This is a genomic window from Pseudomonas sp. MM211, assembly GCF_020386635.1.
Taxonomy (GTDB): domain Bacteria; phylum Pseudomonadota; class Gammaproteobacteria; order Pseudomonadales; family Pseudomonadaceae; genus Aquipseudomonas.
On record NZ_CP081942.1, the window covers coordinates 4,525,087 to 4,540,412 of the forward strand.

Below are 15,326 nucleotides of genomic sequence, written 5' to 3' on the forward strand. Positions count from 1 at the left end.
CCGGCGTGATTGTCGAGCTGCAAGCGACAATCATGCTCACGCTGCAGCGCCTAACCGAGCAGCACCTGGCCTGCCTGCGTGACGAGTGGGATAAGCGATTTGCGCAAATCGAACTGGAGCCCATCCGCTTCACCACAGCATTCGTAATTCGAATGACAGACAGCCGAATTATGCGATTTACGGAAGAATGCACCCAACACATACTTTCGCCATGGGCTCACTACACCCCGTGTGGAGAAACTCGCATTAACAGCGTTTTCGGACAGCTCGCGAATGCACTGGCGATAAGCGCAACGGATGCATGAACAGGAACGATATGTTGTCGAACAGCGATAAAAATCTGCAAGCAATCAACCTTTCTATCGCCTGGGATGGGTTCAAGGCATTCCTGCCTATTTCGGCTTTCGTGGTGCTGTTCGGCCTGGCTTTCGGGCTGGCCGCCACGCAGACCGGGTTGAGTACCGAGACCAGCCTCGTCATGAGCGCACTGGTCTTCGCCGGGGCATCACAGTTCGCAGCGCTGGATCTGTGGGGCACCCACATACCGCTGGTGCCTCTGGCGCTGACGGTATTCGCCATCAACGCCCGCCACCTGTTGATGGGCGCAACGCTTCACCCCTGGCTGAGCAACCTGCCGCCAGCCAAGCGCTACGGCGTCATGCTAGTCGCCTCCGATGCCAACTGGGCCATGTCCATGCAGGCCTTCGGCTCTGGCAAGCCAGGACTGGGGCTGCTGCTCGGTGGCGGTATAGCGTTGTGGTTGGCCTGGCTGCTGGGAACCTGGCTGGGCATCTACTTCGGCAGCGCCATTGACGACCCGGTGAGCTTTGGCCTGGACATGGTCATGGGCTGCTTTCTGCTGGCCATGGTCGTCGGCGGCCAGAAGAACCTGCGGATATTGATCATCTGGGCAATTGCTGCGTGCGCCTCGCTGCTGGCCTACTGGTATTTACCCAGCAATAGCCATGTAGTCGTCGGCGCACTGGCGGGCGGCATGCTCGGTGCCCTGTGGATGGAGAAGAAAGCATGATGCTCGAATCGACTGGTTCCGGCGCCATGATCGTCGTCATCGTGATGGCAGTGGTGACGCTCGCCACCCGCTGGGGCGGTATTTTCGTCATGTCCTTCGTGCCGATAAACCTCAGAACCCAGCAGTTCATCAGCGCCATGTCCGGCTCGGTGCTGGTGGCACTGCTGGCTCCGCTGGCGCTGGAGGGTGACAACGGTGCACGGCTGGCATTATTGAGCACGGCAATCGTCATGCTGCTGGTCAAGAAGCCACTTCCAGCGATTGCCGCAGGGATACTGGTTGCTGCTCTCGTCAGGCAAACGGGGCTGTAAAGCAGCAGCCTGGCGGATCGATCAGGCTGACACCACTCCCAACGAACATTGCACCAACGCATAGAAGACTTGCCCGTTCGCCAATTTTTTATGCACAGACGCTAACTTATACTGGCCAGCGCATATCAGCCGAGCTGGCCAGTCTCGCCCCCAGGCTCCCGCAAACTGCGTTGCCAGAATCTGTCGTTAGCCAACCCGACTACTCCTCCTGTCGCCAAGCCACAGCGGTTCGGCCAGCCGAAAGATAGCGTTTTCGAGTTTTCGAAGTGACAGGTCACGCCTGGCATTTCGTCCCAGTACCCGGTAATCGATCATGAAAACAGAACAAGGCATCCTGCGCCTATCCATCGCCGTCACCCTGCTGCTAGCGGGTGGAGGTATCGTCTTCGGCCTCTTGTCGGGCTCCTTCTCCATCGTCTTCGACGGCGTCTATTCGCTCGCCGATGCCAGCATGAGCGGCCTGGCGCTGATCGTGGCTACCCTGATCCGCAAGCACACGTCCAACAGCGACGCCAACCGCCGCCTCATCGAACGTTTCAATATGGGGTTCTGGCACCTGGAACCCATGGTGCTGGCGCTCAACGGCACGCTGTTGTGCGGCGTGACGCTGTACGCGCTGATCAACGCGGTAGGCAGCCTGCTGGCAGGCGGCAAACCCCTCGATTTCGGCTTCGCGATCATCTACGCGCTCGTCGCAACCATCGCCTGCTTCAGCCTTGCCGTCCTGGAGTTCCGCGCCAACAAGCTTATCCGCTCGGACTTCGTGGCCCTGGATGCCAAGGCCTGGGTGATGTCCGGGAGCATCTCGCTGGCATTGTTGATCGCCTTCTTGCTAGGCGAACTGACCGCCTCGACCGCCTACGGCTGGCTTGGCCCGTACATCGACCCGGCGGTACTGGCGATCATCTGCCTGGTGATTCTGCCCATGCCGCTGCTGACCATCCGCCAGGCGCTGGCCGATATCCTGCTGGTCACGCCGCCAGCGCTGAAAATGCACGTCGACGAGGTGGCTTCCGGGGTAGTGGCCCAGCAGGGTTTCGTCGGCTACGAGGCCTACGTGGCCAAGGTGGGCCGCGCCCTGCAGGTCGAGCTGTACTTCATCGTGCCTGCAGACTGGCCAGCCCAGACCCTGGACGACTGGGATCGGCTGCGCGACGCCATCGGTGAAGCGATTGGCGACGAAGGCCCCAACCGCTGGCTGACCATCGCCTTCACCACCGATCCGCAATGGGCTCGCTAGTGATGCGTCTGCCCTTGGCTCTGCGAGAGCGACTATTCAATCGTCAGTTCGGAATCAGCGCAGCTCATGAAAACCATGAAGGCCCGCCGAGCGCAGAACCCGCCTCACACCGCCAGGTGCGTGGACAGAAAGTCGATCAGCGCGCGTAGCGCTGTCGGCATCCGCTGCCTGGACAGGTACACGGCGTAGATGCCCAGCGGCTTTATCTCCGCTGCCGGGAACAGGCGTACCAGGCGCCCGTCCCTGATCGCTTGTTCGGCAGCGAAATGCGGCAGCATGGCGATTCCGGTTCCACTCATGGCCGCACGTACGACGATGGACGCCTCGTTGGTGCTGAAGCACCCCGTGACCGGCACCATGGTGTTTTCGCCGCCGCTATTGAAGTGCCAGATGCTGCGCCCGTAGTAGGCATAGGTGAGGCAATTGTGTGCCGCCAGATCGCGGATATCGCTCGGCCAGCCGTGGCGCTCGAGGTACGCCGGGCTCGCGCAGATGAACGAGCACACCTCACCGAGCTTTTTCGCGATCACGCTGGGATCGAGCTCGTTGGTGACCCTGATCGCCAGATCGATTCCATCTTCCGCCAGATTGGTCATGCGATCGACGATCTGCAGATCGATGGAAACGGCCGGGTGCCGCTGCAGGAATGCCATCAGCGTATCGGTCAGGCAGTACTCAGCAAAGATCGAGGACGCGGTGATGCGCAGCAACCCCTTGGGTTCACGCTCGGCCTCCACGCCCAACGCCCGCACATCATCGGACAAGGCCACCAGCGATCGGCAGATCGGCAACACCTGCTCCCCCGCCGCCGTCAGGCTGAGCTTGCGGGTGGTGCGATGCAGCAGCCGGGCTTCGGCCCACTCCTCCATGGAGGCGATGTAACGGGTCGCCATCGCTCGCGACATGTCGAGGTGAGCCGCGGCCGCCGAGATGCTGCCACGCGCGACCGTCTCCAGAAGCACCTTGGCGGCCGTGATGCGATCCATATGCTCGTCTCAAGCAACAAAGCGTCAACCATAGGCCCGTATATCGCCGCCCAACAAACAAATACAGTGCCGCCATCAGCATTCCACGAGGGCTTTTGGCCATGGCGTCCGTTCGTTTTCAGTACATCTTCGATCCCCTGTGTGGCTGGTGCTACGCCAGCTCTCCAGCACTGACCACGCTGGCACAGGCCTGGCCTGAGCGGCTCGAGATGTGCCCCAGCGGCTTGTTCTCGGGCTTGGGGGCGCGGGAGATGTCCGCCGATTGGGCGGGCTATGCGTGGAGCAACGATCAACGCATTGCCGCAGCGACCGGCGAAGTGTTCAGCGAGGCATACCGTGACAAGGTGCTGATGGATAGCGCCACGCCATTCGACTCCACCGCCATCAACCGGGCCCTGACGTTGGTTCAGCAGATAGGCAACGGGCTGGAGCCTGGGCTGCTCAGGCAGTTGCAGGTCGCCAGGTATGTGGCGGGCCGGAACACCGCCATCGCTCAGGTCGTCGCCGAGGTAACGGCTGGGTTTCTCAGCGACGCAGGCCACGCCATCGACGCCACGGAGCTGGGCCAGCGCCTGGAAACGGACGACGCCCTGGCCCAACAGACGCAAACACGCATCGACACGACTCAACAGCTGATGAGCAGGCTTGGCATCCGTGGCGTGCCGCAACTGCTGGTACAGGTCGATGAAAAGCTCCACGCCATTCCCTCGGCAGCGCTGTATCAAGGGCGCGACGTACTGTTGGGCGAGCTGCGCAAAGTGGCTGGCAGCGCACTGGGCTGATCGCACTCTGCGCGTTTTCGAGCCCCCGAACCTCAGGAGATCCCATGTCCGAATCCACCGGCAAGACGCTGCGCCTGCTGTTTCCCCAATGGCAGGGCGGCAACAATCCGCCCTATCACTTCGGCTCGCAACTCCTGGCCTGGCTGGCCCCCAAAGCCGATGGCCCGGTCGAGGAAGTGCCTGTGGCAGCGCCGGATGACGCGCCGCTCGCCCTCGAGAACGGCATCGTCGGCCGTAGTGCTCTACTCGCCCAGGCGGCAGCGGCGCGGGCGCTGATCGACAAGCATCGCCCCGATCGCCTGGTGGTACTGGGCGGTGATTGCCTCGTCGACCTCGCCCCTTTCGCCTACCTGAACGAACGCTACGATGGCGAGCTGGCAGTCCTCTGGATCGATGCCCACCCGGATCTCATGACCCCGGCGCAGTTCCAGCATGCCCATGCCATGGTGCTCGGCAACCTGCTGGGCAACGGCGACGCCGACTTCGTCAACGCCGTGCCGCGCCCCCTCAAGGCGCAGAACGTTCTGTATCTGGGCCTGCATGATCCGAGCGAGTGGGAAGCAGCAGAGATTCAACGCCTGGGGCTCGGCAATGTCAGCCCCTCCTTGCTCGCCGAGCGAGGCAGCCAGCCGGTGATCGAATGGTTCAAGGCCACGGGCGCCAGACACCTGGCCATTCACTTCGACCTGGATGCGCTGGATCCGGCGTTCTTCCGAGGGCTGCTGTTTGCCAACCCCACAACGCCCGAAGGCGCCTTCGATGGCGTCGCGCAAGGCCAACTGAGCATGGGGCAAGTTGTCGAGGTGTTAAGTGACCTCTCCGCCAGCGCCGATGTAGTCGGCATCGGCATCGCCGAACATCTGCCCTGGGACGCCCTGGCGCTCAAGACGATGCTCACCAGGCTTCCGCTAATTGGAAACTGCCGTTAACGCAATCTGGAGGCGGTCGCGATCAGATAGCCTGACGCCAACTGGGCCATGCCGTTCATGCAGGCACTCAACCGCGGCGAACAGGGCTATAGGCAGCCTGGCGCTACGTCATTCATTTCGACGGCTTCAATGTGGCAACTTGCACATGGGTTTCGATGCAAAGTGGTGGCTGGGCAAAGCCGGCAGTCACGGCCGGCTGAGCGCGCGCGTCACGCAGATATAAAAACTGAATCATCGGGGCTCTTCGACCAGGCTCTCACGCCGTGGGTCTTAGTACGCTGTCCAGATTGCGGCGTGACCACATCATTTTCGCTGCGGTCGGGTTCACCGGCGCCCCGGTGAAGGTCGGCAGTTTGCGCGATACCCAATGCGCCCCGGTACCCTTCCAATTCACCTCGCCGCTGACCAGCTTGCGGTCGCGTACTATCTCACGCTGCAGTGAGTGCACGCCTTCCTCACTCATGACCGACTGTTTGTCGACCGCCTTGACGAAGACGTTCTCGCCGTCCTTGCTGATGGTCAGCAGGTACATGCCATCCGGGCGCGGTTTGATGGAGATCTGATGGTCAGGCAGGGCAGTGATCAACTGGTTGATGGCAGAGAAGGTCATCGAGAATTCCTTATTAGCAGAAGTGGCACACTTATTTGTTCTTTGCGAACAGAGGAGTGCATCACGCATGCCAACTTTCTCGAATCATCAACGCCCCGGATTCCGCGGTTCTTAATTCAGTTTGAATAAGCTGTCAGTGCAAAATGCATGAACGGCAAATTTTCCGGCAGGCATCATGCACGCATGAGCAAAGCCTGCTGATATCAAGATGCAATTATACCTTTATATATAATCACCATTCATATCACCGGCTATCCCTTCGCACGAACTTAATATCCCGCGCCACTTCGTACCTTTATATAGTGCTGAATAACCCCCGCTATATCCATGAAGATGACAATGCGATCTCGCATGCTGGTGGACGATTCCCCCATCACTGCGCATCCAGGCCAGCCGCCCCGCCAAGCAGCCCACGACCAGGGCCTTTCCAGAGGCCTCCACCCACCAAGCAGGAGCTCTACCATGAACGATCCCTCGCTATATTTCTGGCTGGGCGCAATTGTCGTGATCGCCTTCATCGATCTAGTGGCCATCATGAACTTGTGGCGCAGCGATAAAAGTTTCAATACTCGGCTGATGTGGGCAGTGGCAATAATAGCGCTCCCAGTATTTGGGATAATCGCCTGGGCGTATGCTGGATCGCGCGGCATGCCAAAACCGCCCTCCTCGCCAGAACATAGCAAATAGCCAGTTACGTAACATCAATTGACATGGCTGTTTTCTTCGACATTATAACGCCACCCTTCAGGCGTAATGTCGAGAGTAATTATTGTGGCAACAATGCGGTTTCTGGACGCAATGGCACTGCTGTACAACTATTTCTCGCCAATTATTGTACAAGCATCTCTGGACTCTCCCACGAGTATGAGCGTCGTCCTCAAAGAGCCTGACTCATCCATCTCCATTCATGTCAGTGAAATCCCTTGTAAAACGTCACTGACACCAATGGAAGTGTTCGAGATCATTCAACTGATCGAAGATCGGATTAGCGCCGAAACGCCGGAAATCTTCGAACGCCACCGCATGAACAATATGCTGCGTTAGTAACAACCAGCGTCAGACCTGCAGGCGGGTATCGGGCTGGGCCTGCTGGATGGCCTTGAGCAATACCACCAGCTCCGCCGCAGACGGGATCGTCCGGCCGCCCAGGTCATCATGCACCGTAGCTTGCGCACTGCTGGTCTTCAGGCCGAAGCGGTTCAGTGCATCGGTCAGCGCCTGGTCATCGAGCCCTTGCTGCGCAAGCATCTGCAACAGGCTGTCCCATACGTCGCGCAGATCCGCCTGATGATCGCGGCCGTCCGGCCAGGGGTGACCAACCCGCGGTTGCGGATGCATTTCCGCGACGGTCACCTCGCCCTCGTAAGCACGTACCGAACCGCCCGCCTCCGCCACGCGGGCATCACGCGACGCGCGGTGCCAGGCGGCCTGCGCGAGAACCGGTGAGGTGGTTGCGCATAGCAGTTCGTCGTCGAGATAAATCCTGAATTCGCCCATGTTGTTCTCCAGCAGCGTGGTTATGGAACGTCACTTCATTCGATGCGGGTCGGCGCGAGAGATTCCGAGTTTCTGCGCCCGGCAGGCCATGAAATCGCCGTTTTGAAGCATCCCGACACAGTCGGGAATTGTCCGAACTCAACCGGCTGATCGGCCTCCTAACTTTAGAACCTATCAACGAAACAGGAGAACGACATGAGCAGGACACCGATCGATCAGACCCCACCGAACGCCCCGGCCAAGGATGTGGAAGGCGATGACGTCAATGTGGTGAAGAAGGAGATTCAGCGGCCAGGAGAAAAGACCGAGGCCATCGACCGCGTGATCACGCCGACCTCGATCAAGACCAAGGAGCAGGAAGCGGAGAAGATCAGAGAGAAGTCCCGAGAGGCCGAACGCAAGATCCGCCAGCAGGACTGAGATCGCACTGCGCGAACCGACCGCTGCGGCGGTCGGTCGCCCATCACCGGCTGGGCTGCACCAGCGGCGCCGCCCGCTCCGGCAATAGCACTAGCGCTGCGAGGCAATCACCGCCGCACCCTGCGGCAGGGTGTCACCCGGCGCAACTGCGTCGCTGATACGCAGCGTTACCGGAATCGACTTGGCCGCCGGCACCTTGCTGCGCTCGGCGTGATGCCAGAGCGGCACCAGCGGATTGCACTCCGGGTAGTAGGCCGCGCAGCAGCCCTGAGGAATGTCGTAGGCGAGTACCTGCAGGGGTCCGACCCGCCGCTCGACCTCCGTTTGCACGGCGGTGGTCACGTCCACCCATTCGCCGGCCGCCAGCCCGAGGCGGACGATGTCGTCGGTGTTCATGAAGATTACCGAGCGGGTGCCATACACACCGCGAAAGCGGTCGTCGTAACCGTAGATGGTGGTGTTGAACTGGTCGTTGCTGCGGATCGTCATCAGTTGCAGCACGTCACGCCGTACATAGGGTGCCTGCACGTCATCGTCGACGTGCAACTGTTGCGGGGTGACGAATTGCGCCTTGCCGCTCTCGGTAGCCCACTCGCGCTTCGCCGCCCCCAGAGGACGATGAAAACCGCCTGGCTGCCACATGCGCCGGTTGAAGTCGTGGAAGATATCCGGGTAGATCGTGGCGATTGCCTGGCGGATCAACGAATAGTCGCGGCGCCAGGCATCCCAGTCGATGCCGACCTGTGGTGACAACGTACTGCGCGCCAGCCCGGCAATGATCGCCGGCTCGGAACGCAAATGTTCGCTGGCCGGCTCACTGCTACCGCGCCAGCCGTGAATGCATCCGGTGCTGTCCTCAGTGCTGTGGCTCTGCTCCACGCCGTCCTGGCGATCGGCTTCGATACGCCCCAGGCACGGCAGCAACCAGGCGTGCTCACCAGGCAGCAGATGGGAGTGGTTGAGTTTGGTCGCTACCTGCACGTTGAGCTTCAATCGTTGCCAGGCTGGCTCCATCTGCGTGGTATCGGGCACTGCACGAATGAAGTTACCGCCCAGGCTGATGAAACCGCGCACGCGCCCGTCGAGCATGGCGCTGCAGGCGTCGACCGTGCACAACCCCATCTGCTTCGGCACGCTGAACTTGAAGTGTTGCTCGATAAGCTCGACCGGCACCTTGGCCGGGTCTTCGGCGATACCGACGGTGCGCTGGCCCTGTACGTTGGAGTGCCCACGCACCGGGCAGATGCCGGCGCCCGGCTTGCCGATATTGCCGCGCAGCAATAGCAGGTTCACCAGCATCTGTACGTTCTGCACGCCCTGACGATGCTGAGTCAGGCCCATGCCGTAGACGATCATCACCCGCTGCGCCTGGGCATAGGTCAGCGCTGTCGCCTCCATGGCGCCACGGCTGAGCCCGGTGATGGACTCCAGCTCGGCCCAGCTCTGCTCGCGCACGTAGCGGATGAAATCCTCGGCGCCTCTGGTATGGGTGGCGATAAAATCCTCGTCCAGCAGGCCGGGCTCACCGCGCTGCAAGGCAGCGTCGTGCAGATCCAGCAGCGCCTTGGCGACGCCGGTAATCGCCGCGGTGTCTCCGCCGATGGCTACCTGATGGTACTGGGTGCTGATCTGCGTCGAGTTCGGCCCGAGCATCTCGCTCGGCGACTGCGGATTGACGAAGCGCTGCAGGCCGCGCTCCTTGAGCGGATTGAAGGTGATGATCGGCACGTCGCGCTGCCGCGCCTCCTGCAACTGATGAAGCATGCGCGGGCTGTTGCTGCCGACGTTCTGGCCGAAGAACAGCAGGCAGTCGGTGTGCTCGAAATCATTCAGCGTCACGGTGCCAACCGGTACACCAATGCTTTCCTGCAGGCCCACCGACGTGCTCTCGTGGCACATGTTGGAACTGTCCGGCAGGTTGTTGGTGCCATAGGCCCGGGCGAACAGCTGGTACATGAACGACGCTTCCAGCGAGGCGCGCCCGGAGGCATAGAACACCACCTCGTCCGGCTGCATCGTGCGCAGCGTGGCGCCGATTTCCTGGTAGGCGGTTTCCCAGCTGGTTTCCTCGTAGCGGTCGGTGCTGGCGTTGTAGCGCAGCGGATGGGTCAGCCGACCGTGCTGTTCGAGGGCGTAGGCCGACCAGTTTCTCAGTTCCGACACACTGTATTTGGCGAAGAACTCCGGGCCCGTACGTTTCGCGGTCAGCTCCCAGGCGGTGGCCTTTGCGCCGTTCTCGCAGAACTCCATGGGGTGGGTATCGCCGGGCTTGGCCCAGGCACAACTCACACAGGCGAACCCCGAAGGTTTGTTCTGCTTGAGCAATGCCGCGCCGATCTTCAGCACCGCCTGTTCACGCAACACGATACGCGCCACGGACTTAGCCGACCCCCAGCCACCGGCTGCGTGGGTATAGGGTCGATAGCGGGTTTTCGGATCAGTCAGCATGTCCCTCTCCAGCACGTTGGTGGTACTGGTACGACGAAGGCGCTTCCTGAAAGGTTCGGGTTAACAGTCCTACGGTCTAGCGAGGTTTTTGTAGCCGGATGTAGCACCATGCTTGCTCATCCGGCTCACGGGCAGAACCATCGCCCTGCCTACAGCGTGTCATCGAGCATCAACCCGAAGCTACGTGGAGCCCCACGTCGATGGCACGGTAAAACCGAGGTATTGGCTGTCTGCCGGTGGGTAATCCAGCCCGAGCTTGGGCAGTAATGCGTTGAAGGTCTTGGATACGTTGTCGGGAGTGGAACGTCGTCCTGCTCGACATCGGTACGGTTGCGTTCGCGGTCGTAACGCAGGCCGGTGATCAGCATCACCTCTCAATCGCTCATTCTCGAGTACCGCCAGTGCGCAACAATGCTGCCAACCGGCCTAACCAGCGAGCGGCCCCTGCTCACCGGCCGGGCTAACCGCCTGCCCACGCAACACGGCGATATCCCGCTTGGGCGGCACGCCGAACAGGCGGCTGTATTCACGGCTGAATTGCGAGGGGCTTTCGTAGCCAACCTTGAAGGCGGCGCTGGATACGTCCAGGTGCTCGTTGAGCATCAGCCGTTTGGCTTCGTTTAGGCGTAGCCACTTCTGGTACTGCAGCGGACTCATGGCGGTGAGCTGGCGAAAGTGATGATGAAAGGTCGGCGCGCTCATCTGTACACGAGCAGCCAGTTCCTCGACACGCAGCGACGTGGCGAAGTTGAGCTTCAGCCAGTCGATGGCCTTGGCGATGCGATAGCCCTGACCATCGACGGAGGTGATCTGGCGCAGCTTGCCCGCCTGGTCGCCCATCAGCAGGCGATAGTGAATCTCGCGCTGGATCAACGGCGCGAGCACCGGTATGGCTTCCGGTTCATCCAGCAGCGCCAGCAGCCGCTCGAACGACGCCAGCAGCGGCGCGGTGGTGCAACCAATCCCCACCCCAGTTCCCGCCGACCGATCACGGCTGGTCGGCAAACTACCCTCGGCGATCAGCTCGGCCAGCACGCGCAAATCCAGCTTCAGGGTCAACCCCACGCAGGGCCGCTGTGGGCTCGCCACCAGTACTTCGGAGTTGGCCGGCAGATTCAGCGAGGTGACCAGAAAACGCGAGGGATCATATGGGTAGCCTTCGCCGCCGACCCACAGCCGCTTCTCGCCCTGGGCGACGAGGATGATGCTCGGCTCGACCATGCACACCACCGGTGGCGACGGCTCTTCACGCCTGAAGAAACCAAGCCCGGCAATAGCGGTTTTGTCATCCCCCGGCCGGGCAATGCGCGCACCGATACTCTGCGCGAGCGACTCTTGGAGTGATGCGATTTGCGCGTTGTGTCTGTTCATCATCAAGCCTGTATCTGCGTCGTTATTGCACTCTAACGCGCTCGTCACGACCTTCCCATCGAAAGCCGGCAAGCTCATCGGATCGGGCAAGTAATCCAGTGAAATGCGCTACAGACCGCGTGGGCAGCTACGCAGAATGGCACGGCCTGCGACAGATCATCGATCGCATCACCACCGGAGTGCATTCAATGGACAACTCGTTTTCACGCCTGGGGCTGATCCAGAGCGCCCTCTTTGCCGGCATCGCAGCCTTCGCCAGCGTGCCGGCCGCACTGGCCCAGGAAGCGCAACACGCGACAGGAGAAAAGACCATGACGCTTACCCAGCAGTGGGACAAGACGTTCCCCCAAAGCAGCAAGGTCGACCATCAGAAAGTGACCTTCAAGAACCGCTACGGCACCACCCTGGCAGCCGACCTGTACCTGCCTAAAGAGCGCGGCAGCCAGCCGCTTCCGGCCCTGGCCGTCAGCGGCCCATTCGGCGCGGTGAAGGAACAGTCATCTGGTCTGTACGCCCAGACCATGGCCGAGCGTGGCTACATCACACTGGCATTCGACCCGTCCTACACCGGTGAAAGCACCGGCGAACCCCGCGACCTGGCCTCGCCGGACATCAATACCGAAGACTTCAGCGCCGCGGTCGACTTCCTCGGGCTACAGAAATCGGTCGATCGCCAGCGCATCGGCATCATCGGCATCTGCGGTTTCGGTGGCATGGGCCTGAGTGCTGCAGCGGTGGATACGCGCATCAAGGCCGTGGTCACCACCGCCATGTACGACATGTCGCGCGTCATGGCCAAGGGCATGAACGACAGCTTGACGCCGCAACAACGCGCACAGGCCCTGGAGCAACTGAGCCAGCAGCGCTGGGTCGATGCCCAGAACGGCACGCCCATGCCGGGGCCGCGCATCCTGCCGGAGAAGCTCAGCGGCAACGACGGCGCGATCATCGAGGAATTCTTCGACTACTACCGCACGCCGCGCGGCTTCCACAAGAACTCGCCGAACTCCAATGGTGCCTGGACCACCACCACACCACTGCCGTTCATGAACCTGCCGTTGCTGACCAACATCGCGGAAATTTCGCCACGGCCGATTCTAATCATCGCCGGTGAGCATGCGCACTCGCGCTACTTCAGCGAAGACGCCTTCAAGGCCGCCGCACAGCCCAAGGAGCTGCTGATCGTCAAGGATGCCAACCATGTGGATCTCTATGACCGCCTGGACAAAATCCCCTTCGAGACGATCACCAACTTCTTCGACAAGAACCTGAAGTAATCACAAGCAAGACTGACCGAACGCGACATGCCTGCGTCCGGTCAGTCTTCGCGCTACAACTGCAAGCGCCATTCCCTGGCCTTCGCGGCCACCCCGAATAGGCCGTTCGCCGGCCCGTTGCGGCTGGCCATTGCCACACCGGACAGCATCCGGGAAACACAGGATTCATTCATGCCCCCCACACCTCTTTCGTCAGCGCCCCAGGCACCCCACGCCTGGGGCGCCGTACTTGCCATGTCGCTCGCCGCGTTTGCCCTGGTCGCCTCCGAGTTCATGCCGGTCAGCTTGCTCACGCCGATTGCAGCAGACCTGCAAATCACCGAGGGCCAGGCCGGCCAGGGCATCGCCGTGTCCGGCCTGTTCGCCCTGCTCACCAGCCTGGTCATCGCAGCGCTGGCGGCACGCGTCGATCGCAAGCGGCTGCTCCTCTCGCTGACGCTGCTGATGATCGTCTCAGGAACGGTGGTGGCGTTCGCGCCGAACTACCTGATCTTCATGCTGGGCCGCGCCCTGATCGGTGTCGCCATCGGTGGCTTCTGGTCATTATCAGCGGCGACGGCGATGCGCCTGGTACCCACGGATCAAGTGCCTCGGGCACTGGCTATCGTCAACGGCGGCAACGCGCTGGCAACAGTGATTGCAGCACCTCTGGGCAGTTTTCTCGGCTCGCTGATCGGGTGGCGCGGCGCGTTTTTCTGCATCGTGCCGGTCGCCGCGCTGGCTGCTATCTGGCTGCTGCTTAGCCTGCCCTCGATCAAAACCGAGCGCAGCGGCAAAAGCAGCAATGTCTTCCGGCTGATGAAGAGCCTGCCCGTGGCGCTGGGCATGATCGCCGTGAGTGTCTTTTTCATGGGCCAGTTCATGCTGTTCACCTACCTGCGCCCGTTTCTGGAAACCGTCACCCACGTTGGCATAAACACGCTGTCATTGATGCTGCTGGTACTGGGCGTGGCCGGTCTGGTCGGTACCTTCGCAATCGAGGTATTCCTGAAAAGAAGCCTGTATCGCACGTTGATCGCCATCCCGCTGCTGATGGCAGCAATCGCCATGGCGCTGATTTCCTTCGGTGCCTCAACCGCAGCCACTACCGTGTTGCTCGGCCTCTGGGGGCTGGTGGCGACGGCGGCGCCAGTCGGCTGGTGGACATGGCTGGCGAAAACCCTGCCAGACGATGCCGAGGCAGGCGGTGGGCTGATGGTGGCGATCATCCAGCTGGCGATAGCACTGGGCGCCACTGTGGGTGGGCTGGTGTTCGACCTGAGCGGCTACCGTGCAACATTCGAGTTGAGTGCCGCGCTGCTGGTAGTCGCGGGTGTGCTCGCCTGCCTGGCAGGGCGTGCCGCGCTACAGGCGCCCTCGATGGTATCGCGTGCGGCAGCATAAGGTGAGCGAGGCAAGGCACGCTTGCCGCTGCCATCAACGCCACTTGGCTCTCACCGTTCGCGCGGCGGCGGTTTCGCTTACCGCCAACGAGAAAAGGCACCTGCGTGGAGGTGCCTTCATGCTCGCCAATTGGCCTTTACTTGTTGCCGGTCAGGGCCGCGTAGCTGGTCATCAGGTTGCGGTAGTCCGGGATGTGATCGGAGCAGATCTTCGCCAGCCCTTCCACATCGTTGCGCCAGTCGCGGTGCAACTCGCAGGCCACGCCGAACCAGTTCATCAGCTGAGCGCCAGCGTTGGACATACGGTTCCAGGCCGCGTCACGGGTGATCTGGTTGAAGGTGCCAGAAGCGTCGGTGACCACGAATACCTCGAAGCCCTCCTCCAGCGCCGACAGCGCCGGGAACGCCACGCACACCTCGGTCACCACACCGGCGATGATCAGCTGTTTCTTGCCAGTGGCATTGATCGCCTTGACGAAATCTTCGTTGTCCCAGGCGTTGATCTGGCCAGGGCGAGCGATGTACGGCGCATCCGGGAACAGCTCTTTCAGCTCGGGTACCAGCGGGCCATTGGGGCCCGTTTCGAAGCTGGTGGTGAGGATGGTCGGCAGATTGAAGAACTTGGCCAGATCAGCCAGGGCCCAAGGGACTACTCCCGTTTCAGCACGGCCGCGCCGGAGCCAGTTTTTGCGCGAGGCAAGGCACGAGGTGCGAAGTTTGGCAGGCCAAATGAGCCACCGAGAAACGCAGCATCGCGCGAAAACTGGCCCGGCCTCTGAGGGTTGCGCGTAAGACCTCGCCATGCGTCGTTGGAGGACTTGAAAAGGGAATGCCATTCCCTGCGTCCTCCGCCTAGCCTGGCGAGGTCTTACGCGGCAACGCGGCTCGCGCTGAAACGGGAGTAGTCCCTATCGTTGTTCTTGAACTTGTCCGGCTCGATGTCGCGCACCAGCGAGAGCAGACCAGCCTGGTGGTCGACCAGCAGAACGACGGCGTTGTCTTTGTTGAGGCGGTTGTAGGTGAAGGAAGTAGTCATGGCGCGA

At 61.4% G+C, this 15,326-nt stretch carries 16 protein-coding genes and 2 pseudogenes; 11 read left to right on the top strand and 7 right to left on the bottom strand.

What is annotated here, in order from left to right:
• Nucleotides 1-5 precede the first annotated feature (5 nt).
• The 4 genes from K5Q02_RS20850 (at nt 6) to K5Q02_RS20865 (ending at nt 2,581) form a co-directional block, all read left to right on the top strand.
• A complete protein-coding gene (locus K5Q02_RS20850; RefSeq protein WP_225833818.1) occupies nt 6-305 on the top strand; it encodes a hypothetical protein in 300 nt (99 codons plus the stop codon).
• Nucleotides 306-316: 11 nt separating this feature from the next.
• Nucleotides 317-1,030 carry an AzlC family ABC transporter permease gene (locus K5Q02_RS20855; RefSeq protein ID WP_225833819.1) on the top strand — a complete coding sequence of 238 codons (714 nt, stop codon included), beginning with the start codon at nt 317-319 and terminating at the stop codon, nt 1,028-1,030.
• Entirely contained in the window at nt 1,027-1,341 is a 315-nt protein-coding gene (locus K5Q02_RS20860; RefSeq protein ID WP_225833820.1) for an AzlD family protein, read from the top strand. Before K5Q02_RS20855 ends, K5Q02_RS20860 begins: the two co-directional genes overlap by 4 nt.
• Before the next feature lie 313 nt (nt 1,342-1,654).
• Nucleotides 1,655-2,581, top strand: coding sequence for a cation diffusion facilitator family transporter (locus K5Q02_RS20865; protein ID WP_225833821.1), 927 nt, complete (start codon nt 1,655-1,657; stop codon nt 2,579-2,581).
• A 104-nt stretch (nt 2,582-2,685) separates the two neighbouring features.
• Here K5Q02_RS20865 and K5Q02_RS20870 read toward each other — a convergent pair whose 3' ends face one another.
• Nucleotides 2,686-3,567, bottom strand: coding sequence for a LysR family transcriptional regulator (locus K5Q02_RS20870; RefSeq protein ID WP_225833823.1), 882 nt, complete (start codon nt 3,565-3,567; stop codon nt 2,686-2,688).
• A 101-nt stretch (nt 3,568-3,668) separates the two neighbouring features.
• On the opposite strand from K5Q02_RS20870, the gene K5Q02_RS20875 reads away from it, so the two are divergent.
• Both K5Q02_RS20875 and K5Q02_RS20880 read left to right on the top strand, forming a co-directional pair.
• Nucleotides 3,669-4,349, top strand: a complete 681-nt coding sequence (locus K5Q02_RS20875; RefSeq protein ID WP_225833825.1) for a DsbA family protein — start codon at nt 3,669-3,671, stop codon at nt 4,347-4,349.
• A gap of 44 nt (nt 4,350-4,393) precedes the next feature.
• Nucleotides 4,394-5,278, top strand: a complete 885-nt coding sequence (locus K5Q02_RS20880) for an arginase family protein (RefSeq protein ID WP_225833827.1) — start codon at nt 4,394-4,396, stop codon at nt 5,276-5,278.
• Nucleotides 5,279-5,534: 256 nt separating this feature from the next.
• On the opposite strand, the gene K5Q02_RS20885 is transcribed toward K5Q02_RS20880, so the two are convergent.
• Nucleotides 5,535-5,888: a hypothetical protein gene (locus K5Q02_RS20885; RefSeq protein ID WP_225833830.1), complete on the bottom strand. Its 354-nt coding sequence runs from the start codon at nt 5,886-5,888 to the stop codon at nt 5,535-5,537.
• 462 nt (nt 5,889-6,350) lie between these two features.
• Between K5Q02_RS20885 and K5Q02_RS20890 the strand changes: the two genes are divergently transcribed.
• Nucleotides 6,351-6,575, top strand: coding sequence for a PLD nuclease N-terminal domain-containing protein (locus tag K5Q02_RS20890; protein ID WP_225833832.1), 225 nt, complete (start codon nt 6,351-6,353; stop codon nt 6,573-6,575).
• A 111-nt stretch (nt 6,576-6,686) separates the two neighbouring features.
• Entirely contained in the window at nt 6,687-6,932 is a 246-nt protein-coding gene (locus K5Q02_RS20895) for a DUF1652 domain-containing protein (protein WP_225833833.1), read from the top strand.
• Between the two features lie 12 nt (nt 6,933-6,944).
• On the opposite strand, the gene K5Q02_RS20900 is transcribed toward K5Q02_RS20895, so the two are convergent.
• Complete coding sequence (locus K5Q02_RS20900) at nt 6,945-7,385, bottom strand: hypothetical protein (RefSeq protein ID WP_225833835.1); 441 nt, start codon at nt 7,383-7,385, stop codon at nt 6,945-6,947.
• Nucleotides 7,386-7,580: 195 nt separating this feature from the next.
• Between K5Q02_RS20900 and K5Q02_RS20905 the strand changes: the two genes are divergently transcribed.
• Entirely contained in the window at nt 7,581-7,805 is a 225-nt protein-coding gene (locus tag K5Q02_RS20905; protein ID WP_225833837.1) for a hypothetical protein, read from the top strand.
• 90 nt (nt 7,806-7,895) lie between these two features.
• Here the strand turns inward: K5Q02_RS20905 and K5Q02_RS20910 are convergent, their stop codons facing one another.
• The gene (locus K5Q02_RS20910) at nt 7,896-10,253 is read right to left on the bottom strand and encodes an FdhF/YdeP family oxidoreductase (RefSeq protein WP_225833839.1); all 2,358 of its coding nucleotides are present in this window, start codon (nt 10,251-10,253) and stop codon (nt 7,896-7,898) included.
• Between the two features lie 426 nt (nt 10,254-10,679).
• Entirely contained in the window at nt 10,680-11,624 is a 945-nt protein-coding gene (locus K5Q02_RS20915) for an AraC family transcriptional regulator (RefSeq protein WP_442963939.1), read from the bottom strand.
• Between the two features lie 188 nt (nt 11,625-11,812).
• Between K5Q02_RS20915 and K5Q02_RS20920 the strand changes: the two genes are divergently transcribed.
• Nucleotides 11,813-12,901, top strand: a complete 1,089-nt coding sequence (locus K5Q02_RS20920; RefSeq protein ID WP_268945238.1) for an alpha/beta hydrolase — start codon at nt 11,813-11,815, stop codon at nt 12,899-12,901.
• A 171-nt stretch (nt 12,902-13,072) separates the two neighbouring features.
• Nucleotides 13,073-14,284 carry an MFS transporter gene (locus K5Q02_RS20925; protein WP_225833843.1) on the top strand — a complete coding sequence of 404 codons (1,212 nt, stop codon included), beginning with the start codon at nt 13,073-13,075 and terminating at the stop codon, nt 14,282-14,284.
• A gap of 136 nt (nt 14,285-14,420) precedes the next feature.
• Here K5Q02_RS20925 and ycaC read toward each other — a convergent pair.
• A pseudogene (gene ycaC / locus K5Q02_RS20930) lies at nt 14,421-14,924 on the bottom strand (isochorismate family cysteine hydrolase YcaC); the annotation flags it as partial.
• A 272-nt stretch (nt 14,925-15,196) separates the two neighbouring features.
• Nucleotides 15,197-15,319 (bottom strand): annotated as a pseudogene (locus K5Q02_RS20935) (hydrolase); the annotation flags it as partial.
• Between the last annotated feature and the right edge of the window lie 7 nt (nt 15,320-15,326).